Source organism: Mycobacterium sp. (assembly GCF_004298145.1).
In the GTDB taxonomy this organism is placed as follows: Bacteria; Actinomycetota; Actinomycetes; order Mycobacteriales; family Mycobacteriaceae; genus Mycobacterium.
In genome coordinates this window covers 1-24,253 of sequence record NZ_SCRH01000024.1, presented here as the reverse complement: position 1 = coordinate 24,253, position 24,253 = coordinate 1, and the positions used below count along the sequence as shown (strand labels likewise).

24 protein-coding genes are annotated in these 24,253 nt (G+C 65.5%); 10 read left to right on the top strand and 14 right to left on the bottom strand.

What is annotated here, in order from left to right; genetic code table 11:
* From EPN51_RS08980 to EPN51_RS08960, 5 genes are all read left to right on the top strand, one after another.
* A partial coding sequence (locus EPN51_RS08980) for an SRPBCC family protein (RefSeq protein WP_293040586.1) occupies nucleotides 1-423 on the top strand: 423 nt, incomplete at its 5' end.
* 7 nt (nucleotides 424-430) lie between these two features.
* Nucleotides 431-1,327 carry a hypothetical protein gene (locus EPN51_RS08975; RefSeq protein WP_293040583.1) on the top strand — a complete coding sequence of 299 codons (897 nt, stop codon included), beginning with the start codon at nucleotides 431-433 and terminating at the stop codon, nucleotides 1,325-1,327.
* The gene (locus EPN51_RS08970) at nucleotides 1,324-1,872 is read left to right on the top strand and encodes a hypothetical protein (protein WP_293040581.1); all 549 of its coding nucleotides are present in this window, start codon (nucleotides 1,324-1,326) and stop codon (nucleotides 1,870-1,872) included. Before EPN51_RS08975 ends, EPN51_RS08970 begins: the two co-directional genes overlap by 4 nt.
* Before the next feature lie 23 nt (nucleotides 1,873-1,895).
* Nucleotides 1,896-3,422 carry an AMP-binding protein gene (locus EPN51_RS08965; protein ID WP_293040578.1) on the top strand — a complete coding sequence of 509 codons (1,527 nt, stop codon included), beginning with the start codon at nucleotides 1,896-1,898 and terminating at the stop codon, nucleotides 3,420-3,422.
* Nucleotides 3,388-4,125, top strand: a complete 738-nt coding sequence (locus EPN51_RS08960) for a TetR/AcrR family transcriptional regulator (protein ID WP_366509410.1) — start codon at nucleotides 3,388-3,390, stop codon at nucleotides 4,123-4,125. Before EPN51_RS08965 ends, EPN51_RS08960 begins: the two co-directional genes overlap by 35 nt.
* A 214-nt stretch (nucleotides 4,126-4,339) precedes the next feature.
* Here the strand turns inward: EPN51_RS08960 and EPN51_RS08955 are convergent, their stop codons facing one another.
* Genes EPN51_RS08955 through EPN51_RS08945 form a run of 3 tightly spaced genes read right to left on the bottom strand, consistent with a single transcriptional unit; the run spans nucleotide 4,340 to nucleotide 7,164 of the window.
* On the bottom strand, nucleotides 4,340-5,113 hold the full coding sequence (locus tag EPN51_RS08955) for an SDR family NAD(P)-dependent oxidoreductase (protein WP_293040576.1): 774 nt from the start codon (nucleotides 5,111-5,113) through the stop codon (nucleotides 4,340-4,342).
* Nucleotides 5,114-5,155: 42 nt separating this feature from the next.
* Nucleotides 5,156-5,968, bottom strand: a complete 813-nt coding sequence (locus EPN51_RS08950) for an SDR family NAD(P)-dependent oxidoreductase (RefSeq protein ID WP_293040573.1) — start codon at nucleotides 5,966-5,968, stop codon at nucleotides 5,156-5,158.
* Nucleotides 5,965-7,164: an aromatic ring-hydroxylating dioxygenase subunit alpha gene (locus EPN51_RS08945; protein WP_293040570.1), complete on the bottom strand. Its 1,200-nt coding sequence runs from the start codon at nucleotides 7,162-7,164 to the stop codon at nucleotides 5,965-5,967. The genes EPN51_RS08950 and EPN51_RS08945 overlap by 4 nt, the downstream gene beginning before the upstream one ends.
* 297 nt (nucleotides 7,165-7,461) lie before the next feature.
* On the opposite strand from EPN51_RS08945, the gene EPN51_RS08940 reads away from it, so the two are divergent.
* The 3 genes from EPN51_RS08940 to EPN51_RS08930 all read left to right on the top strand — a co-directional run bounded on the left by EPN51_RS08940 (nucleotide 7,462) and on the right by EPN51_RS08930 (nucleotide 10,424).
* Entirely contained in the window at nucleotides 7,462-8,703 is a 1,242-nt protein-coding gene (locus EPN51_RS08940; RefSeq protein WP_293040568.1) for a cytochrome P450, read from the top strand.
* Nucleotides 8,704-8,843: 140 nt separating this feature from the next.
* Entirely contained in the window at nucleotides 8,844-10,292 is a 1,449-nt protein-coding gene (locus EPN51_RS08935; RefSeq protein ID WP_293040589.1) for an aldehyde dehydrogenase, read from the top strand.
* A 6-nt stretch (nucleotides 10,293-10,298) separates the two neighbouring features.
* Entirely contained in the window at nucleotides 10,299-10,424 is a 126-nt protein-coding gene (locus tag EPN51_RS08930; RefSeq protein ID WP_293040565.1) for a hypothetical protein, read from the top strand.
* A gap of 311 nt (nucleotides 10,425-10,735) precedes the next feature.
* On the opposite strand, the gene EPN51_RS08925 is transcribed toward EPN51_RS08930, so the two are convergent.
* The 3 genes from EPN51_RS08925 to EPN51_RS08915 form a co-directional block, all read right to left on the bottom strand.
* Nucleotides 10,736-11,515, bottom strand: a complete 780-nt coding sequence (locus EPN51_RS08925) for an SDR family oxidoreductase (RefSeq protein WP_293040562.1) — start codon at nucleotides 11,513-11,515, stop codon at nucleotides 10,736-10,738.
* A 9-nt stretch (nucleotides 11,516-11,524) separates the two neighbouring features.
* Nucleotides 11,525-12,247 (bottom strand): SDR family NAD(P)-dependent oxidoreductase, encoded by a 723-nt coding sequence (locus tag EPN51_RS08920; protein WP_293040559.1) that lies wholly within the window; start codon nucleotides 12,245-12,247, stop codon nucleotides 11,525-11,527.
* 379 nt (nucleotides 12,248-12,626) lie between these two features.
* On the bottom strand, nucleotides 12,627-13,583 hold the full coding sequence (locus tag EPN51_RS08915) for a TIGR03619 family F420-dependent LLM class oxidoreductase (protein WP_293040556.1): 957 nt from the start codon (nucleotides 13,581-13,583) through the stop codon (nucleotides 12,627-12,629).
* A 98-nt stretch (nucleotides 13,584-13,681) separates the two neighbouring features.
* On the opposite strand from EPN51_RS08915, the gene EPN51_RS08910 reads away from it, so the two are divergent.
* The gene (locus EPN51_RS08910; protein WP_293040553.1) at nucleotides 13,682-14,929 is read left to right on the top strand and encodes a cytochrome P450; all 1,248 of its coding nucleotides are present in this window, start codon (nucleotides 13,682-13,684) and stop codon (nucleotides 14,927-14,929) included.
* 79 nt (nucleotides 14,930-15,008) lie between these two features.
* Here the strand turns inward: EPN51_RS08910 and EPN51_RS08905 are convergent, their stop codons facing one another.
* Both EPN51_RS08905 and EPN51_RS08900 read right to left on the bottom strand, forming a co-directional pair.
* Nucleotides 15,009-16,247: a cytochrome P450 gene (locus EPN51_RS08905; RefSeq protein ID WP_293040550.1), complete on the bottom strand. Its 1,239-nt coding sequence runs from the start codon at nucleotides 16,245-16,247 to the stop codon at nucleotides 15,009-15,011.
* Nucleotides 16,248-16,393: 146 nt separating this feature from the next.
* Entirely contained in the window at nucleotides 16,394-17,134 is a 741-nt protein-coding gene (locus EPN51_RS08900; RefSeq protein WP_293040547.1) for an SDR family oxidoreductase, read from the bottom strand.
* A 115-nt stretch (nucleotides 17,135-17,249) separates the two neighbouring features.
* On the opposite strand from EPN51_RS08900, the gene EPN51_RS08895 reads away from it, so the two are divergent.
* On the top strand, nucleotides 17,250-18,056 hold the full coding sequence (locus EPN51_RS08895; protein ID WP_293040545.1) for an SDR family NAD(P)-dependent oxidoreductase: 807 nt from the start codon (nucleotides 17,250-17,252) through the stop codon (nucleotides 18,054-18,056).
* Nucleotides 18,057-18,163: 107 nt separating this feature from the next.
* Here EPN51_RS08895 and EPN51_RS08890 read toward each other — a convergent pair whose 3' ends face one another.
* From EPN51_RS08890 to EPN51_RS08865, 6 genes are all read right to left on the bottom strand, one after another.
* Complete coding sequence (locus EPN51_RS08890) at nucleotides 18,164-19,687, bottom strand: AMP-binding protein (protein ID WP_293040542.1); 1,524 nt, start codon at nucleotides 19,685-19,687, stop codon at nucleotides 18,164-18,166.
* 25 nt (nucleotides 19,688-19,712) lie between these two features.
* Nucleotides 19,713-20,948 carry a cytochrome P450 gene (locus tag EPN51_RS08885; protein WP_293040539.1) on the bottom strand — a complete coding sequence of 412 codons (1,236 nt, stop codon included), beginning with the start codon at nucleotides 20,946-20,948 and terminating at the stop codon, nucleotides 19,713-19,715.
* 57 nt (nucleotides 20,949-21,005) lie between these two features.
* A complete protein-coding gene (locus EPN51_RS08880; RefSeq protein ID WP_293040536.1) occupies nucleotides 21,006-21,815 on the bottom strand; it encodes an enoyl-CoA hydratase-related protein in 810 nt (269 codons plus the stop codon).
* A 15-nt stretch (nucleotides 21,816-21,830) separates the two neighbouring features.
* Entirely contained in the window at nucleotides 21,831-23,006 is a 1,176-nt protein-coding gene (locus EPN51_RS08875) for a transporter (RefSeq protein ID WP_293040533.1), read from the bottom strand.
* A 57-nt stretch (nucleotides 23,007-23,063) separates the two neighbouring features.
* On the bottom strand, nucleotides 23,064-23,822 hold the full coding sequence (locus EPN51_RS08870) for a zinc ribbon domain-containing protein (RefSeq protein ID WP_293040531.1): 759 nt from the start codon (nucleotides 23,820-23,822) through the stop codon (nucleotides 23,064-23,066).
* A partial coding sequence (locus EPN51_RS08865) for an SRPBCC family protein (RefSeq protein ID WP_293040528.1) occupies nucleotides 23,819-24,253 on the bottom strand: 435 nt, incomplete at its 5' end. The genes EPN51_RS08865 and EPN51_RS08870, both read right to left, overlap by 4 nt.

The following is a 24,253-nucleotide window of genomic DNA, read 5'->3' as shown; positions in this document are numbered from 1 at the left end:
AAGTCGATCGACCGCTGGCTGGAAGAGGACCCGGGCGACCAGCCGCTGGATCGCCACGTCATCGAGACACACTTCTTGGGGCCCAACAGCACGCTGCTGCGCCAGCCGGATCACTTCCAGCTGCTGACGTTTCGGCCGCACCCCAGCGACCCGACCCGGTCCCGGATGGAGCAACGGCTGATCGTGACCCCCCAGCCGAAGTCCGGATTCGATGAGGCCCACTGGAATCGGTTATGGGAGAAAAACTGGGAGATTCTCCTTGCCGTGTTGCACAACGAGGATTTCCCACTGCTGCGCAATTCGCAGCGCGGGATGGCCAGCGCCGACGCCGGCGATATGCTGTTGGGCCGCAACGAAACCGCCAACCAGGTGTTCCGTCGCGAGACCAAAAGGCTACTCGCCGAAGGCGACACCGCGTCGTGATCGTTCGATGATCAAGTACGAGTGGCGGACTGATCTCAGTCCCGACGAATCGGCCGAACTGTCCGACTTGTTGGTCCGGGCCGCGGACTATGACGCCGAACCCGAATACACCAGGATTGATTTCGGCGATGTCAACGATGCGATGTCGCAACCCGATTCGTCGGTGCACCATCTTGTGATCTGGATGCTTCCCCATGCCACCGCGATGGGTGAGCCCGAGCAGCCCGAGCGGATCGCCGGATTGGTCCGTTTGGAGTCCGCGTCGGACGGGTCGGCGACCGCAAGCGCCGTGATCGACCCGCGGCTGCGTTCAATCGGGATCATGACACTGCTGTTGGAAAGGATCGGCTTGGACACGGCCCGCCCCGGCGGCTGGCTGGACACGGGCGCGCACACTGTGACCGCGTGGGCACAAGGCGCCCACCCCGCGGCCGGCAGGCTGTCCAATCGGTTTTTGATCCCGCACACCCGGCGGGTCTGGAAGCTCATCCGCTCGACCGACGCGGTCGAAGGTGCCACCGCCGCACCGGTTCTGGAGCCGCTCGATGACGCTGTGCAAGCTGACCTGGGCTGGTTGCCGGCTCTTCGCGGAAACGGTCGTAACTACGCACTGCGGGAGGGCGGACGGATTGTCGGAGTGGTGACACTGGATTTGCGCGCGGCCTCGTCCGAGGAGTTCGGCCGCTGCGCCAGCATCACATCGGCCTTCGCCGCACCGAGTGCCGACGTGCCGCAGCTAGGGCGGCTGGTCGACGGAGCGGCGGCGCTGGCCCACGAGGCCGAAATGTCCGGGGTGATCATCCACGTCGACTCCGACAACACAGAGATGGTCAACGCCTGTCGACTCGCCAGCTTCCAACACGACCGCACTGACGTGCGCTACCAAATCGGTGACCACACATGACTGACACCCTTCCGGACGACCTCCTCAACACCGTGGACGCGCACGGCAAGGCCGTTGCCGCGGGCGACAACGACGCGGTCCTGGCCGATTTCCTACCCGACCGCATCGGTCAGCTGATCGCTTCGGCCGACACTCCCACCCAGCTCAAGGGTGCCGAGGTTCGCAGCGTCACCGAAGCCGGGCCAGGGCACTACGACGCCGTTATCCGCTACCCCCAACTCGATGACGAATGGTTCGAACTGCGCAGCAATTGGGTGCAATTCACCGACGGCAGCTGGCGGGTGACCAGCGTTCGCAACATCCCCGAGACACCGCCGTGGGTTGGCCTTACCGGACCCTCCCCCGATGGCCTCGACGCGGCGCACTGGGAAGGCCTGCGCGCCGAGGGTTTCGTGCATGGCATCGGCCTGGTCGCCGAAGCGGTGTGTCAGATCCGGGGTGGATCGCCCAATCCGGTTGCCGGTGCCGATGTTTCGTTACTGGTCGGTGGCCCGATGGCCCCGCTTTTCAGCTCGACGGTGTTCGGGCCGGCAGCTACGGTCTGACGCACCAGGAATCGAGGAGGAAGATGGCGGCGACAGTCGGCTCCGCCCTGCATTGGTGGGCACGAACCAAGGGCGACCAGCCCGCGGTCGTCCTTGCCGAGGACCAGCTGAGCTACCGACAGTTGCACGATTGGTCCGGGCGGCTGGCGCGGCGACTGGTCGACGATGGTGTAAAGCCGGGAGACCGGATCGGACTGTTTGCTCCCAACGCACTGCAGTGGCCGGTAGCGGCGTTGGCGATCATGAAGGCCGGGGCGGTGCTGGTGCCGTTCAATGCGCGCCTGAAACCCGCCGAAATCCGCAAGATCGCCGACGACGCCGGGTTGAGCCTGATGATCGCCGCGCCCTCCACCACCACCGTCGCGCACGAAGCGCGCGAGTCCGGCCGTGACTTCGCCGTGCTGTCGTTCGACACAGTGAACGCCGAACGAACCGGCCAACCCGACGATTTCCGCATCGACCGGGCCGCCGAGGAGCCAATCGCAGTGATCTTCACCAGCGGCTCGACCGGCCTGTCGAAGGGAGTCATCCTCACCAGCGGCACCCTGATGGCCATCGTGCTGGAGCGCACATTGACCGAAGAGGGTTTTCGCCCGGGCACGGTGTCCCTCCTGCTGGTGCCACTGGCCTTCACCCCGGGCCTGGTGTACGGAGTGCTGATCACGGCTGTGCTGGGGGGAACACTCGTCGTCGAAGCGGAACTCAATCCGTCTCGCGCGGTTAACCTGATCCAGCAGCATCGGGTCAATGCGTTGTTCGGGGTTCCACTCATCTTCGAGTCTCTCTCGCGCGCCGAAGAATTCGTTGATGCCGACCTCAGCTCGCTGCAGACCGCGATCGTCGGCGGCGCCGCTGTGCCGGCGGACCTGCTGAGGCGCTGGGCCGACAAAGGGGTGTTGCTGCGCCAGATCTACGGGATGACCGAGGCCGGAGGGGTCGCAACCGCGACGCACATGTCCGACGCGCTGGCCCACCCCGATTCCTGCGGCGTCGGCTCGATCTTCACCGACGTCACGGTGATGGCCGACGACGGGTCGCTGGCGGCACCCGGTCAGCCGGGCGAGATCGTGGTACGAGGACCCGGGGTCACCCCGGGTTACTGGGAGGACCCGCAGTCCACCTCGGACGCGATTCGCGACGGTTGGCTGCATAGCGGCGATCTGGGCGTACGCGACGCCGACGGTCGCGTCGCCTTTGTCGACCGCCTCAAGGACATCATCATTTCCGGCGGCATCAACATTTCGCCGGTGGAGCTGGAGACGGTGATAGCCGATCTTGACGGTGTCGCCGAAGTCGCCGTCATCGCCGCCTCCGACCCCCGCTTCGGCGAGACCCCCGCTGCGATCATCACGGTGGCACCCCAAGCCACGGAGCTGGACGAGGCTACGGTCGTCGCACACTGCGAACGACAGCTGTCCGACTACAAAGTACCGCGATACGTAGTGCTACGGTCCGAACCCCTGCCCCGGCAACCCAGTGGGAAGATCGACAAACGGGCCGTCCGAGAAGAATATCGTGACATCGGTCAGCGATTTGCCCGTGCCCGGTGAAGCCGGCCCCGACGCGGGCGTGCTGTCGCACCGGGGATCCTCGCTGAGTCACCCCCGGCGCGGCAGGACTGGTCGGCACACCAACAGCAGCGTTCTCAGCACGGACGCGGCCGAGGCGCGCCAGCAGATCTTGGCCGCGGCCGAGAAGGTCATTGCGTATTACGGCGTCTCGAAAACCACGATGGACGACATCGGCAAGCAGGCCGGCGTCTCCCGGCCAACCGTCTACCGTTATTTCGGCGACCGCGACAACTTGCTGGCCGCGTTGATCGAGCGGCGCACCCGGATGCTGTTCGATCGGGCCCGCAATTACATCTTTGGGTTCGAGTCGTTCGCCGAACAGCTCGTCGAGGGGCTGTTGTATCTCGTCGACCACGGGCGCCGGGATCCGATCGTCCGCATCCTGGTCGGTCCCGAATACCTAGGCGTGACATCCCCGATCATCAACGGATCCGCGCTTCTAGCCGAGCTGACCGCCGAGATGTGGGAGCCTGTGCTTCGGCAAGCAATTCAACGCGGCCAAATCGGCCCGGACATCGATGCTTTGGCCGTCGGCAAGTGGCTGGCACTCGTGCAGTTCACTATGGTCGGACGCCGGGATGTTGCCGGCGCCGACGAGCCCGGCACCCGGGAAATGCTGAAACGCTTTGTTCTGCCGGCGTTTATGCCGCACGCGGCCGATCAGCGGCCGGTGACTCCGTAGAGAAGCATCTGCACCGCTTCCTCGATTTGACGGCTCTTTCCGGGTCGGCGCCGATCCGACGGAAAAAGCCAGTCGTCGAGCAATACAAGCGACAGCACTGAGCCCACGGACATCGCGCCGCACGGTGCGCAGGTCGTCCGCGAGCATGGCACTCACTCGCTCGGCAACCTCAGCCGGCGTCGGCTCACCGCCCTTGACGCGCCCGGGCACACCGTCAATGCCCCGAGGTGCCCCCGTCGACGGCAATGGTCGAGCCGGTGATGTAGCTCGATGCGGGGCTGGCCAAAAAGACCACTACGGCATCGATCTCACGCTGGGTGGCGACTCTGCCCAACGAGCTACCCGACAGAAAGCGGTCCAAGTTTTCGGGCGACATATCGCTGATCATGTCGGTCTCGACGAATCCCGGTGCGATGGCGTTGACGCGGATGCCTTTTCGGCCTGCCCACTGGTGGGACAGATCCCTGGTCAAGCCGATGAGGCCCGCTTTGCTGGCCGCGTAAGCAGCTTGCGGAAGTTGGGATTTGATCAGCCCAAGCATGCTGGAGACGTTGATGATGCTCGAACCGTTGCCCATCACCCGGGCACACTCCTGCGCAACCCAGTAGGCGCCGAATAGATTCACCTCCACCACGGAGGTGAAATCCTCGGGTTTTTCCCGCGATGCGGGTGTCACGTGGGAAACACCGGCGTTGTTCACCAGCACGTCGACCCGACCGAATTGATCGACAGCCGCATCGACCAGAGCCGCACAATCCTCGGGACGTGTGACATCAGTAGGAACGGCCAGACATTCACGCCCCACCGCGCGGACACTGTGCGCGGTTGACTGCAAGTGCCCCAACCGGCGGCCCGCGATAACGACGTCGGCCCCGGCTTCGGCCAGCGCACGGGCGAATCCGGCACCCAGACCACTTCCCGCCCCGGTGACCACCGCGACGCGCCCGGTGAGGCGAAACAGGTCGAGCACACTATCGGTCGTCGACACCGCCGATTCCACCTTTCACTGTTGCAACGGCGCTTTCGGCGCTCAGAAGACGCTGTATGCGCCGTCGACAACCACCTCGTTGCCGGTGTGGTACGTCAGTCCGGTATGCGCGAGAAAGGGCGCGATAGCCAGGTAATCATCGGCGGCTGCCCAGCGGCGCACCGGAATTCGCGCGGTAGCGGCCTTCATGAACCTCGGGTCGGCGCGTAGCGACTCGTTCATCGCGGTGATCGTCCACCCCGGCACCAGGATGTTCACCCGAATACCGTAGCGGGCGAGTTCCACGGCCAGGGTCCGGCCCAGACCGACCAAACCAGTCTTGGTCACGGCGTATGCGGCCTGGCGTGCGGCACCGTAACGCGCCACCATCGATGACACCACCACGATGGATCCACTCCCGCTGTCGATCATGTGCCGGGCGGCGGCACGAGTGGTCAGGAAGCTGCCGTCCAGGTTGGTTCGCAGGACGCGCTGCCAATCGGCCAAAGGCGTGTCGACATACGGGGCGAAGTCGGCGATGCCGGCGTTGGCGAACAGGCTGTCGACACCACCGAACCGTTCCAGGGTGGCGCTCATCGCCCGTTCGACATCGGCTTCGGAGGCGACGTCACAGACCACCGACCAGCCCTCGATGCCCTCGGCGCGCAGTGAAGCCACCATGGCCTGGTTGCGGGCATCGTTTCGGGCCCAGATCGCCACCGAGGCCCCGGCCAGCCCCGCACCTCGAGCAAGCGCCGCACCAATGCCGTCATTTCCACCGGTGACAACCACCGTGGTACCGCTCAAGTCGTAGGTGACCGAGGGCCGCGGCGCAGCGTTGTGGTCGTGCGACTGATCAGCGTTCGTCGAAGTCACGAGGTGAGCTTATGCAACTCTCGGCGGAATATGTGGTTCACCAACTCGTTTCGCCCCAGCAGCATCGGCCCCGCGTTCGCGCTTTCCATGGCGGCCTGTGATCCCCGCAGCAGCGGAAAATCCTCGTCATAGAGCACGGCTTGCAGGATGTTCCAGTTCTTCTCCCAAAGCCGTTGCCACCGCTCACTATCCATCCCCGAATCCTCGACGGTGGGCACCAGCATGCGCATGTCCATCCGGCAGCGGCCCGCCTCGGTGGGATGGGGGCGGAATGTCAGCAACTCGAAGTGTGTGGTCTGGCGAAGCAGAGTGCTGTTGGGCAACAGGAAATGGCCGTCGATGATGTGTTTGGTCAGAAGTTCGATCGACGGATTATCGTCCAGCACCCGGTCGATCGACTTGCGGGGGGTGGTCATGCGGGCGTGACGGCCGTAGTCCTCGACGGTTTGCACGTTGGTGTATACGTGCTTTCCCGCAGAATTAGGGTGCGCATATTGGATGTGATAGTTGTCGATGAAGGCGTCCTGCATGATTTTCCAGTTGACCGGCTCGTCATAGCCCCCACTCCGGAAAGTGATGAGTCGATCAATTCGGTAGCCGGCCAACATCTCGTCGACGGCCTCGCCCAGCCAGGCGGCGACGTCGATGGACGCGGTGGCCTCGTCGACCATCCATACCAGCCCGTGGCGTTCCTCAGTCGGCAACTCGATGAGGCCGTGCTCGGCACGGTCCACGTCACCGAACGTATTGTCACGGGTTATCGCGCGTAGCGAGCCGTCCGGGTTGTAAGACCAGCGATGGTATCCGCAAGAGAACAACCGGCAGCTACCTCGCTCCTGCTCCTCAAGGAGGGCGCCCCGATGTCGGCAGTGGTTGACCAGAGACTTCACGCTGCCGTCGGTCTGGCGCACCACGATGACCCTGTTGCGTGGCATCTGCATGGTCAGGAAGTCGCCTGGGTGCGGTATCTCGGAGCCGTGGCACACGATCGAGGGCACCCTGCCAAACACCAATTCGCGTTCCCGCGCCGCAACGGCTGGATCGGTGTATTCGCTGGGCTGCATCGCGACCACTCGGTCGAATTCCTCGGTGGTGCCGTTTCGCAGGTGGTCGAGCAGCTTCCAGATACGTTCGTCTGGCGCCGTCAAAGCCGCCAAAGCCTTTGTCACCGTCGCGCCCTCCTCACGATTCGCCATGCCTACGTGTGTACTGCATTACCTATTATCACTAGGTTTACACCATCCGTCCGGACAAACAAAGACCGTCGCAACTTCGATACTCCCAGGCGATCGCGGCGAAACCGCAGACCCGCTGGGCAAGAAACCAACAGTGACGCTTGACACAGTTTACCTATGCCCATAAGTTATGGGCATTGACCGCTCCCCCGAGCGGTGATCGGTCAGCAGCGCGCACGACGGCGCGGACACTTTAGGCGGGCCACCAGGGCAGCCCTTTGGTGCGCAACAATGGGTACGGCAGGAGTCAGCTCGGTTATGACCACTACCACCAACACAGTCCCGGCAGATCTCGTCGTCGACTTCGACGTTTACGACCCCGCGCTCGCCGCACCCGTGGACGTGTTCAACGAGAAGCTCCGCGACATCGCCGCCGTCGGCCCGGTGGTCTATTCCCCCCGCTACGGCGGGCATTGGATCGTCACCCGGTACCAGGAGATCACCGAGGTGCTGCGCGACGCGGCCCGGTTTTCCAGCTATCCGAACAACTTGGTACCGCACGGCTTCGGCAAATTCATCCCGCTCGAGTACGACCCGCCCGTGCACACGGTGTACCGGCATGCGCTGCAGCCGCTGTTCAACCCGACCCGGATGAACGCGCTGGAGCCACGGATCCGCGACATCGTCACCGAGCTGATCGACGGGTTCGCCGCTCGGGGGTCGGCCGAGTTCATCGGCGAATTCGCCCACGAGCTGCCGGCCCGGGTATTCCTGGCGCTGATGGGCTGGCCGCTGCGGGACGCCCCGATGTTCACCCAGGCCACCGACACGACGCTGCACGGCATTCCCGGCGCCAGCGAGGAGGAGTCCATCGCCGCGCGGGCCGAAGCGGCCGGCAGGATGATGAGCTATTTCGCGGCCGTGGTCGCCGAGCACCGCGCCCACCCGGACACATCCGACGTGACGGCGTCGATCATCGACAGCGACATCGAGATCGACGGTGAGGTGCGACAGCTTACCGACGACGAGCTGTGCAACATCTTCATGCTGCTGCTCATCGCCGGCCTGCACACCACCCAGGGGTCCTTGGCCTGGGGCATCATGCATCTGGGCGCGCACCCGGACCAGCGGGCCGCACTGGCCGCGGACCCCAGCCTGATTCCCGCCGCGGTGGAGGAGGTGCTGCGGATGGAGGCGGCCGTCTCGGCCGGGCGCAGCGCGGTGCACGACACCGAGCTGGGCGGTGTGCAGCTCCGGGCGGGCGACCAGCTGCTGGTGGTCCTCGCCGGCGCCAACCAGGACGAGCGGGAGTTCGACAACCCGCGCGACATGCAGGTGACTCGCTCACCGAACCGGCACATGTCGTTCGGCACCGGACCGCATCGGTGCCTGGGCTCCCATCTGGCGCGCAATGTGTTGCGCATTGCCTTCGAGGAACTGCTGCGCCGGGTGCCCGACATCGAGCCGGATCCCGATCGACCGTCGGTATCGAACACCGCGCAGGTGCGGGGCGTGCTGGAATTGCATACTCGATTCACCCCTGAGAAGCAGACGGCCTAACCGAACCTGTACGAACCAATCTCGTTCTAGCACAACGAAATCGAATTAGATAGGTATGATGCCGGCATCTCAGTGCTGAACCGTGCCACTCAGCACGGCGTGATCCGGAGTAGAAGGCTGCGGAAAGGGACGACGTGAACATGCATGAGGAATTGCTCGTGGGTGGCGAGTGGCGCAAACCCGCATCGAAGGCATGGATCACGGTGGTGTCTCCGTCCACCGAAGAGGCCATCGGACAAGTACCCGATGCGAGCGCCGAGGACGTCGACGCTGCGGTGCGCGCCGCACGCAGTGCGTTCGACCAGGGAGCCTGGCGGGCGATGACCGTAGCAGAGCGGGCCGGGGTACTTGAGCGCGCGCTGCAGCTGCTCGGCTCGCGCATCGATGAGATCAGCCGGCTCGTGACCTCGCAAATGGGCTTGCCGACCAGCATCGCCGGGGTCCAGATCCCGGCCGCGCTGGACACCGGACGCTACTTTCTGCAGACCGCGCAGGCCGATTCGGTCAGCGAAGTCAGGCAGACCCAGACGTGCGCCGCCGCGGTGATCAAGGAGCCGGTGGGCGTGGTCGCGTCGATCGCGCCGTGGAATGGGCCGTTCAACATGGCAATTTCCAAGATCATCCCGGCCCTGGTGACCGGGTGCAGCGTGGTCTACAAGCCGGCCCCGGAGACCCCGCTTGACGCGTTCTTCATCGCCGAGGCATTCGTCCGGGCGGGCTTGCCCGCAGGGGTTTTCAACCTGATCACCGGAAACCGGGAAACCGGAGCCGCTCTGGTGGCTCATCCGGGGGTCGACAAGGTCAGCTTCACCGGGTCCACCGCCGCCGGACGCGACATCGGCCGGGAGTGCGGCGGCAGCTTCAAGCGGGTACAGCTCGAGCTGGGCGGCAAGTCGGCGGCGATCGTTCTCGACGACGCCGACGTCGCGTCGACCATGGCTGGCCTGGCCATGGGCTGCTTTTTCAATACCGGGCAGGTGTGCGCCGCCTACAGCCGGGTGCTGCTGCCGGCAAGTCGCCACGACGAGTTCACCGCGGCCCTGGTGGCAACGGCCGAATCGTTCGTCGTGGGCGATCCGTTCGACCCCGCCACGACGATGGGGCCGCTGGTCTCGGCGCGGCAGCGCGAACGCGTGCTGTCCTACATCGATGCCGGCAAGAGCGAAGGTGCCGTGATCGCCACCGGCGGTGGGATTCCCACCGGCCTGGACAAAGGTTTCTACGTTCAGCCCACCGTGTTCACCGGCGGCAACAACTCCATGCGCATTTGCCGTGAGGAGATCTTCGGCCCCGTCGTGTCGGTCCTGCGTTATGACGACCTCGACGAGGCCGTCGCGATCGCCAACGATTCCGACTACGGCCTGCACGGCGCGGTGTTCACCACCGACCCCGAGCGGGCCGCCGCCGTCGCGCGTCGAGTGCGCACCGGCACGTTCAGCGTCAATGCCTTTGTCTACAACACCGAAGCGCCTTTTGGTGGGGTGAAGAATTCCGGCATCGGCCGCGATACCGGACCCGAGGCGATACAGGCCTATTACGAGTTGAAGACCATCAACCTCGACGCGCCGACCGCCACGCTGTTCAGCTGACCGACCGTGCAATACAGCTTCCGCAACCAGTGGATCACCGGGGGCATCGGCGCCGACGACCGCTATTGGGAAGCGTTGGAGGAAGGTGTCTTTGAACTTCCTCGTTGCGCCGACTGCAAGCGCTGGATGTAGCCCGCGCGCTTGCGCTGTGGGCAATGCGGCTGCGGCGTCTACCTGATCCAAGCGGCAGCCAACCGGGACCCCGGCGTCTTTCCCGAACCCGACCGGGCTGGACCTTCAACGTAACCCCGATCGGCACATCGGGTTCGGGTTCGGAATACACCACTGCCTGGCTGCGCCGATCGCCCGGTTGGAAGGCCGCTTCGCCCTGGGCCGGCTCATCTCCCGCGATCCGAACATCGCCATGGGCACCACCGCCCCGACCTGACACCCCACCCTCGTCGGTCGCCCCATGTCGTCGTTTCCGGTGTCGCTGGGCGCCCTCAGCTGAGCGCGACCCTGCCGCCGTCGACTCCGATGACCTGTCCGGTGATGTAGGACGACGCGTCCGACGCCAAGAACAGCGCAGCACTCGCGCACTCCGCGGCGGAGCCCATCCGGCGCATGGGGACTTTTGCAAGAAGCGGTCGATGCCCGGCGAGCTCCACCTCACCGCTCGCGCTGACAGTCCCCGGGCAAATCGCGTTCACTCTGACGTCCGGCGCCAACTCCGCGGCCAGATATTGGGTCAACGACCACATGGCGGCCTTCGTCACGCCATAGACCCCCAAACCGTCAACGACCCGAAACGCCGCGGTGCTCAACACATTGATGATCGATCCTCGACCGCTTTCACGCATCACCGGCACCAAGGTGCGAAGCAGCGCCAGCGGGCCGTGCAGATAGCCGTCGATACCGTCGGCCCACAGTTCGATCGGCGCGTCGAGGACGGACCGACCCGAGTCCGTTTGCTGCAAAGGGCTTTTCGCAACCAACAACGCATTGTTCATCACCACGTCGACGCAGCCAAACATTGATAGACCTTCATTGCCGAGATCAGCCATGGCGGCGGGGTCCCGTGCGTCGGCCACCACGGCGAGTACGCGTCTACCGGTCTGTTCTCTCAGCGTGTCCGCGGCCTGCTGCAGCGTGTCTTCGGTGCTGCTGCTGACGACGAGGTCGGCACCTGCACGGGCGAATGCTGTCGCGGTGGCAAACCCGATGTTCTTGCTTACCCCGGTGATCAACGCGACCTGACCTTCTAGGGATTGCGCAATGCTCACAACCGATCCTCAGCGTCCGCCTTGCCCGTCATCGACCCTCACCACCGTCCCGGTGACCAGTTCGGACGACGGCGCCACCAGATATAGCAGCGTGCTGTCCAGTTGCGCAGGGTCGCCAATTCGCTTGCGCGGCATGTGCTGTGTCACGTCGCCGACCCGCGCGACCAACCCTTCGTGCATCTCCGACCAGAATGATCCGGGGGCGATCGCGTTAACGTTGATTCCGTATTTCAGCCACTCCACCGCGAGCACTTCGGTCATCCGGTTGATGGCCGCCTTAGTGGTGGCGTAGAGCGCAGCAGCGGAGCCGGGCGAGTAGTTGAACGCCGCGATCGACGAGATGTTGACGATCCGGCCTCCCAGCCCTGCTTTGATGAGTCGGCGTGCCATTGCAGTGGACAGCTGGAACGGGCCCCGCAGGTTCGTGGCGATGACGGCGTCGATCAGCTCGATCGGCATCTTGTGCGCGCGCTTGGCGTCGGGGATGCCCGCGTTGTTCACCAAAATCGTCACCGGGCCGCACACGGCCTCGGCGCGGTCGAATACGGCATCGCAGGCGGCAACGTCGGTCACGTCCAGGGTGACGGGCTCGCACCGGCGGCCGGCCGCGGCGATCTCGTCGGCAAGTTCCTTGAGCAACTCGGTGCGGCGTCCGGCGGCCACGACGTGTGCGCCGGCGGCTGCCAGGGTCGACGCGAATCGGCGGCCCAGCCCCGCACTCGCCCCCGTCACCAGGGCGACCTGACCGGTGAGGTCGGTTGATGCGTAAGGCAGCGAAAAGCTGCCCTCAGACTCGCTAGCCGCGCCCAATAGTCAACTCACTTCCCCGAAATGTTGGGCGATAACTGGTGCGCCCAAGTAACCCACCCATTAATCTAATACCTGAAGGTTAGAGACATGACACCGGGTGCGGGGGCGCCCGCGCGTACGGCGCTTTCCGGCGTGAAAGCTTAGAGCCGACGCTGTCGATCAGGCGCGGCCGGCGGTGCGGAGTGGTCGTTTCATGCTGCGAGGGTGCCGATCTTGAGGAGGTTGTGGGCGAAGGCGCCGTGTCCGACCAAATCCTCGCCAGCATCGCCGACTACTGCACTCGAATTAATGACTCAGGACACTAGGCGCGCACAGCCGGCAGGATTTCCTGGGCCACGAGCGCTAACTGGTCGAGGTTCTGTGCATTTGAGTGCTCGGCAGAGCCGAGCCGAAAGACGATGTTGCGCACGCCGATCTCGTCGAATCGGCCAATGTCGTCGATGACTTGTTGGACGCCCCCGGTCAGCGGCTGGCGCGTTGTTTCTTCGACTGGACGCGCGCCGATATCCCCGAAAAACCCGCTGTAGGACAGCGTTGGCAACTCGGTGCCGAACCGTTCGCACTGTCGCCGAAGCTCCGCGACACCCTCCGCGTAGGCCTGCGGGTACAACGCAAGCGGATGCCATCCGTCACCGTAGCGGGCGGCGCGCCGGATCGCGGGTCGGCTGTCCCCTCCGATCCAGATCGGCGGATGCGGCCGTTGGATCGGTTGCGGCAGCAATTCGGGTTCATCGAGGGTGATGTGCCGGCCGCGGAACACGGCAGGTCCCGGCGTCCAGATCTGCTTCCAGACCTGGACGAACTCGTCGGTGACCGTACCTCGATTCTGGAAGTCCGCCCCGACCACTGCGTACTCTTCCTCGGAATGCCCGCTGCCCACCCCGACGACCAGCCGCCCACCGCTGACGATGTCGAGGGTGGCGAGCGCCTTCGCCACGACGACGGGATGACGATAAGCGGCGATCAAGACGTCGGTGCCCAGTGCCATGTTCGGCACGACCCTGGCCAGCCCGGCCAGCAGAGTCGGCGCGTCAAACCAGGTTCGAGAATGTTGCGGCGGAGGGCCCACCACGAGGTGATCCGATAACCACAACCCGTCGAACCCGAGGTCGTGCGCACTCACGGCGAAGTTCGTGATCGCGTCGTAGCCCAGCTGGTGGTCGAAGAACGGGATGGCCACGCCGAAGGTCGTTGCTCCGGAGTTGACGTCAGTTGCCGAGCCCGGCGCGGGTGCCGACCGGGATTTACCTAGCGTCATAAGTTTCGGTACTTTATGGTCGTACTGGCCGCGCCGTCAAACATACTCGCGTTGTTGTACCGTTCGAACGGAATTACCTAGTGTTGTAAGGTTAGGCGATGCCGCCACGCACCACCGAAGTCCCCGATCACCTGCGAGTGGATTTCGACGTCTTCAATCCGGAACTCACCAATCCGGTCGACCAATTCCAGGACGAGGTTGCCAAGCTCGCGGCGATCGGGCCGGTGGTCTTCTCCACCGCCCATGGCGGCCACTGGGTAGTCACCGGTTACGACGAGATTCAAGAGGTGATGCGCGATCCAGATCTCTTCTCCAGCTGGCCGAACGACATCATGCCGCACGGCGCCGGCGGCGGAAGGACGCTGCCGCTTGAGCTCGACCCGCCGGAGCACACGGCGTATCGGCACGCGCTGCAGCCGCTTTTCAATCCGAACCGGATGAAGGCGCTCGAGAAGATCATCCGAAGCACCACGAACGAGCTGATCGACGGGTTCGCGGGACGCGGCTCCGCGGAGTTCGTTTCGGAGTTCGCCCATGACCTTCCAGCGCGGGTGTTTCTCGGACTCATGGACCTGCCGATGAGCGACGCTCCGCTGTTCACCGAGGCCACCGACATATTCGTCAAGGGCCGGCCCGAGCTCGGGGAGGAAGCCTCCGGCAGGGCCAAGGAGGAAGCCCTGCAGAGCATGCTGGACTACTTCACCCGGGTGGTCGAAGAGCGCAAGGGCCGCACCGAAGTCGGCAGTGATGTCACCAGCGTCATCGTGCGCACACCGGTGGAGATCAACGGCGAGACACGCACGTTCACCGACGTCGAACTGTCCAACATGTTCCACCTGCTGCTGGTCGCCGGCCTGCACACCGTGCAGGGTTCGCTCGCATGGTCGATTCTGCACCTGTCCCAGCATCCCGACCAGCGGCAGAAACTGATCGACGACCCCAGCCTCCTCCCGTCCGCCGTGGAGGAGATACTTCGCATCGAAGGGGCCGTGTCACCGGGGCGCCGCGCCACCCGTGACACCGTTCTGGCAGATGTACCCATCAAGGCCGGTGATCAGTTGCTGCTCAGCCTTGCGAGGGGAAACCGGGACGAACGCGAATTCAGTAATCCGGCAGCGGTCGACATCGAGCGGCGGCCCAACCGCCATCTCTCTTTTGGATCCGGGCCGCATCGCTGCCTGGGGTCACATCTTGCCCGAATTGAGCTGGCCATCGCCGTAGAGGAGATCCACCGCCGGATTCCCGACTACCGCCTTGATCCCGCCGACCCGCCCATCTGGCATCCCAGTCAGGTTCGAGGGGTGATCAGGATGCCGATCCTGTTCACTCCCGAGCGCTCGGGGTAGACGGTAGATCAGGAACGGTCGCTAGTGGGGACTCTGTTGTGAAGGGAGACTCGCGTGTGCTATCGGCGAAGGGCCCGCGTCAGGCGCTTTCCGGCGTGAACAGCAACGGCATCTCTACCACCCCACGAACCTGACTGGCATGCCAGATCGTCGGCTTCTCCGGGTTGAGCCGGTAGTCGGGAATCCGGCGGTGGATCTCCTCCAGCGCCACCCGCACTTCGATGCGAGCCAAGTGGGAACCGAGGCAGCGATGCGCCCCGGAGCCGAACGAGAGGTGCCGGTTCGGCGTCCGGTCGAGCTGTAACTCGGCCGGGTTGGGGAACTCTCGGACGTCGCGGTTCGCGCCGGCCAGCATGCAGAGCAGCTGGTCACCGGCCTTGAGCTGCACCCCACCCAGTTCGGTGTCGCGCTTGGCCACCCGCCCCGTCGAGACTGCGGCCTCAAAGCGGAGCAACTCCTCCACGGCGCTGGGCAGCAGCCCCGGGTCATCGATCAGGCGCTGCCGTTGCTCGGGCCGCTGGGAAAGGTGCAGCATACTCCATCCGAGGGTGCCTTGAACCGTGTGCAGCCCGGCGATGCACAGCAGAAAGAACATCCGGCACAGTTCGTCGTCGCTCAGCGCCCGGGTCTCACCGTCGATCTGGATCGGCGTGTTGACGACGGTCGCGGTGATGTCGTCACCGACGTCCGTGCGCGACCGGCGGTCGGCCACCACATTGGCGAAATAGCCGGTGATCTTCAGCGCCGCCGCACCGATCGCGGCGGCGTTCTCCTCGTCCGTGCCCCCCGGTACGCCCCGCACCGCGATGTCGGTCGCCTCGTTGAACAGCGGCTCGTCCGCCTCGGGCCAGCCCATGAGTTTGAGGAACACCGACGTCGGAAGCGCGTGGGCGAAGTCGGCGACGAACTCGCACTCGCCGCGGGTGGCGAAGCCGTCCAGCAGCCGGTTGGTCAGCACCCGGATGTCGGACTCGAGCGCCTTCATCCGAGAAGGGCTGAACAGCGGTTGCAGGGCTTGCCGGTACGCTGTGTGCTCGGGCGGGTCGTATTCACTTGGCAGGATCCTGCCGCCGAGGGAGCTGAGCAGGCTGGTCTTCTGCGCGGAGAAGAGCTCGCTGTTTCGCAACACCTCCTGCACTTCCTCATACCCGGTGACGAACCAGTGGCCACCATGAGCGGTCGAGTAGACAACCGGGCCGCGCGCGGCCACCTCGGCCACCTTTTCGTTCACTCTGTCCACGACGCCCTCCAGAGCAGTGTCGTGAACGTCGAAGTCCACCCGAAGGCGTTCGGGAACCTCGGCAATGCTGGTCGTCATCCGGCAACCTCCGTCGTCGTGCGCGGATCCGCACACAAACCTTATCGGCGTAGGTATTTGTGGTCAACGCCAACGCCGCCCTTCCCCAACGATTTCGGCGCGATAATCATCGCTGAGCGCCAAAAATCGCGCCGAACTCGCAAACATCACGGGCGCCCGCCGTCCAGCCGCAGGATCGCGCCAGTGGCATACGACGACTTGTCGGTGGCGAAGAACATGGCGGCGCCGATCACCTCTTCGGGCTCGCCACAGCGCCGTAGCGCCAAGTCCGCCTCGAACTCTGCCCGCCGCTGCGGATCCCAGCTGGCGGCGATGTCGGTGAGGAACGGCCCGCACTGGATGGCGTTCACTCGGACCTTGGGCCCCAGCGCCTGAGCAAGGCCCTCCGTGAGATTGTTCAGTCCGGCCTTGGCGGCCGCGTAGGGAAGCGCGTGCGTCCGGGGCCGGATGGCCTCCACCGAGCTGATGTTGATGATCGAGCCGCCTTCTCCGGCCGCCATCCGCGTCCCGAACGTCGCGCAGAGCCGGAACGGTCCCTTGAGATTCACCCCGATCACCTTGTCGAACAGCGCCTCCGACACCTGGTCGAGGCTGGGATACAGGGGCGACAGACCCGCGTTGTTGATCAGGACGTCTGCGCGACCGAAGGCTTCGTGCACGCGCTGCACCAGCTCGTCGCACTGCGCCCAGCTGCTGACGTTGCAGGCCACCGGCAGGGCATCCACGCCGAACTCGGCGCTGATCTCGTCGGCCAGCGTCGTGCAATTGTCGAGTTTGCGGCTCGCGACGACGACATGGGCGCCTTCGGCCGCGAAAGCCCGGACCATGGCCTTGCCCAGGCCACGGCTACCGCCCGTGACGACGACTACTTTGTCTTTAACGCTCATCCGCTGATGCGCTCCTTGCCGCGCCGGCTATATCCTAATACGTTTAGATTACGTGGCCAGCGCCGACACCTACGAGACGGTCCGTTCGTCTCCCGGAACGCTAAGGAGCACGACGTTGAGTGAAGCTGGCATCCCAGCCCCCGGGCGCGATGACCGGCGTGTCGCCCTGATCACCGGGGCGGCCCGCGGGATCGGCGCCGCGATTGCCCGCAGGCTGGCGGCGGACGGATTCTGCGTCGCGATCAACTACGCCAGCAGCGCCGAAGACGCCGAGCGACTCGCCAAGGAGATCGACGCCGCCGGCGGGACCGCCGCCGCGCTGCAGGCTGACATCAGCGACGCCACCGCCGCCGCGAACCTCGTCGCCGAAACCACAAAACGGTGGGGCCCTCCCCTGGTCCTGGTGAACAACGCCGGGCTCCACATCCACAGGTCCGTGCGCAAGCAAGATCCCGCAGACTGGGACCGGGTGATCGGTGTCAACCTCAGCGGAGCCTTCTACTGCACCCATTACGCGCTGCCCGCCATGTACGAAGCGGGTTACGGGCGCGTCGTACTGCTCGGCAGCCCGGTCGCCGAGCGAACGATCATCCCGGGAATGGCTGCGTACTCCGCCGCCAAGGCCGGTGTGATGGGGTTCGTGCGCACACTCGCCGCGGAAGTGGTCGACAAGGGAATCACCGTCAACTCGGTCCTTCCCGGCTTCGTGGATACCGAGATGACGCGCGCTGGCGGGGACGACGCCACCGCTCTGATGCAAGCCTGGCCGCCGATCGCGCCCGAGGACATCGCCGCCACGGTGTCCTTCCTGGTGTCCGAGCAGGCCGGCCGCATCTCCGGTGAAGAGATCGGGGTCTGGGCGGGCGGCCCACAACCCGGGCGGATCCGGTCAGCCGCGAGCCGCGCAACCTCCGGCCACTGATCTTTCCGCGGGTGGGGTGCCGAAGAAGGTGTTGCGGCACAACGACACCCAAGGCGACTCCTGGGCTGGTCCCGCCTCTTTATAGGCGGCCGAGATGCCGGTTTTCATCAGCGGACTTTCGGGTGCGTCTCGGGAATGTCGGCGTAGGTGGCGCGCAGCTCGCGTTTGGCGATCTTGCCGCTGGCCATCCGTGGCAGCGGTGCGTCGGTGAAAACGACGTAGCGCGGCACCTTGTAGTCCGCGAGCCGTTGGTTACACCAAGCGACGACATCGCCTGCCGAGATCGTGGTGTCGGTGTAGATCAGCGCCGCGGGGGTCTCGCCGAACTTGGGGTCGGGGACGCTGATCACCGCGACCTCCTCGACGCCGGGCATCTCCTGCAGCACGATCTCGATTTCCATCGGGGCGATATTGAGCCCGCCCGAGATGATCATGTCCTTCTGCCGGTCGACGAAGGTGAGGTAGCCACGCTCATCGAGGACACCGATGTCGCCGGTGTGCAGCCAGCCGCCCTTGAGCGCGGCTTTGGTGGCCTGCTCGTTGCACCAGTAGCCGGGCATCATCCCGGGGCCGCGCAGCAATATCTGCCCCCGCGTCCCAGCGGGCACGTCCTCGTCGTTTTCGTCGACCACCCGAACCTTGGTGAAGATACCGCCCCACCCGCATTGTTCGGGGCGCAGGAGCGCTTCGTCATGAGGCATCGCGGTGGCCGACCCGCCGATCTCGGTCTGACCGTAGATCTGCCGCAGCACAACGCCTTTGGCGTGCCACTTCTTGACCAGCTCGACGGGGACGCGGGCGCCGCCGACGTGGGAGGTGGTGATCGAGCTGAGTTCCGCGTCAACGAAGCCGGGCTGGGCGGCGATCTGTTCGAAGAGGATCGGCGGCCCGACAAACGTGGTGACGTGCTGGGTGGTGAGCACTTCGAGTGCATGCCCGGGGTCGAAGCGGGGCTGCAGCAGCAGCGTGCCGCCGTGCAGAATCACCCGGCAGATGCCCCAGATGAGACCGGCCGCGCTGAACAGCGGCAACACCATCAATTGCCGCAGTCCGTTGGACTCGATCGGCTCCAAGAGATGCCACTCGTGCATTTCCCCGGCGATGGTGCCGTGGGTGAATATCACACCCTTCGGGGTGCCCGTGGTCCCGCTGGTGTAGACAATCGCGGTCGGTTCGGCCAGGTCGGCCGCTCTGCTCCGAATTGGCGGGTGGGCACTGTGGCGAAGTGGCCGTACGTCACCCTCGAGGGACCGCACGGTGAAACCGGGGTTCGCGGCGTGCACCTCGTCGATCCGCGCGCGGGTGCTCTCGTCGCAGAACACGATCTTGGGTTCACAGTCGCCGACGAGCACCGCCAACTCTGGCGCGACCATGCGTTGGTTGAACGGCGCCACGATCGCGCCGACCTTGAACCCGGCCAACGCGGCCACGCACCACTCGAGGCTGTTGGCCCCCACGATCGAGATGCGGTCGCCCGGCGCCACTCCTGCGGCGTGAATGTCGGCGGCCACACCGTCGGCCCAGGTGTCCAACTCGCGGTAGCTGACCGCGTCCCCGTCGAAGTCAACGGCGACCAGGTTCGGTTTGCTACGAGCCCACCAGGTCAGGGCATCAGCGACGGTACCGCTCACGACTCACTTCTACCTGACGATCGAATCACGAGGCTTCGGGGGTGAAGAGAATGGGCAACTGGAGAACACCGCGGACCTGAGACGCATGCGAAATGGTCGGCTTGTCAGGGTCGACACGGTAATCCGGGATCCGCCGGTGCAGCGCCTCCAGCGCAATCGAGATTTCCATCCGGGCCAGGTGGGAACCGAGACAGCGATGCGGGCCCGAGCCAAAAGACAAGTGCCGGTTAGGGGTCCGGTCGATGCGCACTGTGTCCGGGTCGGTGAACTCCCGGCTGTCGCGGTTGGCCGCGGCAAGGCTGACGAGCAACTGATCGCCGGCTTTCAGCCCGACTCCGCCCAACTCGGTGTCGCGGGTGATGTGCCTGCCCATAGACACCGCCGCTTCGAACCGCAGCATCTCCTCGACGGCCCCGGGCAGCAGGCCCGGATCGTCGATGAGCCGCTGCCGCACCTGCGGGTGATTCGACAGGTGGATGACACTCCAGGCGAGAGTGCCCTGCACGGTGTGCAGCCCGGCGATGAGCAGCAGGAAAAACATTCGGCACAGCTCCTCATCGGAGAGGTGTCGCGGTCCATTCTCGGTCTCAACGGGAGTGTTGATGATGCTGGTGGTGACGTCCTCGAGGTCTGGGCTCGACCGCCGATCCGCTAGCACCTGCCCGAAGTAGGCGTACATCTGTTGAGCCGCCTGCTGGCGCGCGAGAGCGTTCGCGTCCTCCGTCGCGCCCGCCTTGCCGAAGACCGCGATATCCGTGGCCTCGGAGAACACCGGTGCGTCCGCAAGGGGCCACCCCATCAGCGACAGGAACACCGAGGTCGGTAGCTCGTGGGCGAACTCGGCGATGAACTCTGCCGAACCACGGCCCGCGAAGCCGTCGATCAGCCGGCCCACCAGCGACCTGATGTCCTGTTCGAGGGCCTTCATGCGGGTGGGGCTGAACAGCGGCAGCAGCACGTGGCGAAACGCCGTGTGCTCCGGGGGATCCAGCTCCAACGGGAGGAACTTGCCGTCGGCGGCGTCGACTAGATTGTTCGGATAGCTCGAGTACGTGTACGGATCGCACAACACAGCGTGCACCTCGCGGTACCCGGTCACGATCCAGTGCCCCCCGTAGGCGGTGGAGTAGACCACCGGGCCCTGGGCGGCGAGCTCCGCGACCTTCTCGTTGAGCAGATCGACCTCGCCCGCCAACGCCGGATCGTAGACGTCGAAATCGGTGACGAGATGTTGGGGCACAGCGGCGATGCTGGTCGTCATCGGAACTCTTTTCCCGGTAGCGGCGGATCCTTGACACTAAAACTTTAAAGCCCGCCGTCAGCGGTTCCGGTACACCGCCGGGCGCTTCTCCAGGAAAGCCGTCACGGCCTCGGCGTGGTCCTTCGTCGACGCGGCGAGAATCTGGGTGCGGTTCTCCAGTTCCACCCCGCCCCGCAGGCTCGGCGTCTCCATGTTCGCCCACAACACGTCTTTGGTCATCCACACCCCGAACGGGCTATGCGCCGCGATCGCCGATGCCCGGTCCAGCGCGGCGTCGAGCAGCGTGTCGTCGGGCACGACGGCAGATACCACGCCGATCCGTTCAGCCTCCGGCGCGTCCAGCGACGCCCCGGTCAACAGCAGGTCCGCGGCGCGGGAGAACCCGATCATCCGCGGCAGCAGCCAGCTGACCCCGATATCGCAGTTGCTGAGGCCACGCTTGATGAACGACGGATGGAATACCGCGGAAGCCCCGGCGACCCGGATGTCGCACAGCAACGCCAGCGCCATGCCGCCCCCCGCGGCCGCGCCGTTGACCGCGGCGATGATCGGCGCCCGGACCCGGCGCAGGGTGTCGGCGAGATCGGCGATGTGCTTTTGCACCCGCAGCCCCGCCTGCGCGCGTCCTTCCCCGTCCTGCGGAGATCCCGGCACGGTCCCGTAACCGCGCAGGTCCAGGCCGGCGCAGAAGACCCGGCCGGCGCCGGTGAGCACGACGGCGCGGATGCGCGAGTCGTCGCGGATGTCGTGCAGCACGCCGTGCAGCGCCTCGATCAGTTCGGCGTTCATGGCGTTGAGGGCCTCGGGCCGGTTGAGCCGTAGCAGCAGGATGTTCTCCCGCGGTTCGTCCACCTCGATCAAACCCATGGTGCGTTGCTCTCCTTACAGGGTCGCTTCGGAGCCGAACAGGGTGGCGCTGACCAGGGGCGCCGCCGGGCCGCCGAGCAGCAGCGACAGCTCGGCGCCGCGGACCTGATTGGATGAGGACCCGCGGATTTGGCGTACCGCCTCGACGACCATTCCGATGCCGTGGACGAATCCTTCGGCGATGTTGCCGCCGGCGGTGTTGATCGGCAGCTTGCCGTCGGGCGCCAGCAAGTTGGGCACGGTCATGAACTCGCCCGCCGCGGCGCCGGGCGGACACAGACCGAAGTCGATGAGAGATGCCACGGCCGGTCCGCTGAAGTTCTCATAGACCTGCACGACGTCGATGTCGCCGGCTTTGACGTTCGCCGACTCCCAAAGCCGGGCCACCAGGGCGGGATGGAATCCGGCGCTGGAGTAGTTTTCCTCGTTCTCGATTGATTCGCTCCAACCCGGGCCCGAACCCTGCACCCCGGCCAGCAAGTACGCCGGGGTGGACGCGAAGTCGCGGGCGCGTTCGGCGGGCACCACCAGAAGTGCACTGGCCGCGTCGTTTTCCCGCGAGCAGTCATACAGGTGCAGCGGTTCGGCGACCCATCGCGAGGTCTCGTAGGTGTCTTGGTCCAGCGGCTTGCCATAGGCCACCGCATCGGGATTGCGCTGGGCGTGCTGATACGACGCCAGCACCAACGCCTCCATCGCCGACCGCGGCACGCCGTCGGCCTCCAGCATCCGCTGGGTCCGCAGCGCGCAGTTCTGCGCCGGCGCCAGGATGCCGTGTGCGCTCAGCAACGGCGGGTAGTGGTCCTTGCCGTAGCTGCCGCGGCCGTCGTCGGCCTCGGTGATGCCGCGGTACACGGCGACGCATTCGGCTTGCCCGCTGACCACCGCGGCTGCGGCCGCGTTGACGGCGGCCGCGACCCCGCCTCCGCCGCCGCCCCACACCATCGTCGACCAGCGAATCTCATGCACGCCGAGCGACGCGCCGACCACCAGGCCCTCCGAGCGGTCGTGGGCATACGACGCGAACCCGTCCACCTGCCGGGGATCCATGCCGGCGTCGGCGCAGGCCGCCAGGATCGCCTTCAAGATGAGGGTCAGCGCCGAGTCAACGCTGGTGCCCCGCTTGAGGTAAGGGGTGCTGCCGATACCCACCACGGCGGCGTTGCCGCGAATTGTCCGGTTTGCGCTCATCGTGGTGTGCTCATTGTCGCGAGGCCTTCCTTGTCGCGGATGTCGCGGTCGCGGGTGTCACGCCAACCGCCACCGCAGCACCGGCCAGCCGTCCGGTGTGCGTGCCGGCTCGATCTCGCCACGGACGCCTTGTCCGATCTTGGGGTCAATTCCGTCGGCGTCGAGCAGCACACCGAGTAGTCGGCGATTGCCGGTCTGCGGCAACTCGGCGAGGATGGTGACGAATGGTAGGTGCCCGGAGAACTCCGGCGTGAACGGCTGCCAGGTGCGTGTCCAGGAGAAGACCGTCCCGGTGAGGTCGACGGGCGTCCAGGTGATCGCGAAACAGTGGCAGCGCGGACACATCGGCCGCGACGGCCAGACCCAGTTCGCGCACCCGTCGCATCGGGGGATGCGTAATTCACCGTCCCGCAGGCCTTCCCAGTACCCGGTGTCCAGGCCATCCTCGGCCGGTCCGGTGTCCATCGGAGGCGGGGTGTCCGGAATATTGCGGACTTCGGTGACCACCCAGCCTTTGGGAATCTTGATCCAGCGGGCACGCAGCAGTGTGTCGGTGCCATCGGCGGCCGTGTAGCGGGTCAGCGCCGCGATCACCCCGCCGTCCTCCGGCGCGATGTGCAGCAGCCGCGACGACACCAGGTTTGGCGGCAACTTCGCTGAGCGGACCAACTGCCCGATGCGGTCGGGCCGGAAGTCATCGAGAACCTGTTTGTTGTCGCCCTCGATCGTCGCGCGGCTGTGCAACTCCACCAGCTCGACCAGATCGGGTGGGACGCCCTCGGCCACTACCTCCTGCTGCGCATTCGGTTCTGTCATCGTCCCTCCCGGTGTTCCACCTGGCCCGCAGCGAGCAGTTTCTTGGTCTCCCGGCGAAACACCTGGTTGGCGGTTTCGTTGCGGCCCAGCAACATATCGCCGGCATCGGCGCTGGCCATCCCGCGCTGCGAATTGCGCAGCAGCGGGAAATCCTCGTTGTGCAACACCGCCAACAGAATCTCCCAGTTCTTGTCCCACAACTTGGTCCAGTGCTCTTCGTTCATGCCGGAGCGCTCCAGCGGCGGCACGATCAGCCGTTGCTCCATCCGGGACCGGGTCGGGTCGCTGGGGTGCGGCCGAAACGTCAGCAACTGGAAGTGATCCGGCTGGCGCAGCAGCGTGCTGTTGGGCCCCAAGAAGTGTGTCTCGATGACGTGGCGATCCAGCGGCTGGTCGCCCGGGTCCTCTTCCAGCCAGCGGTCGATCGACTT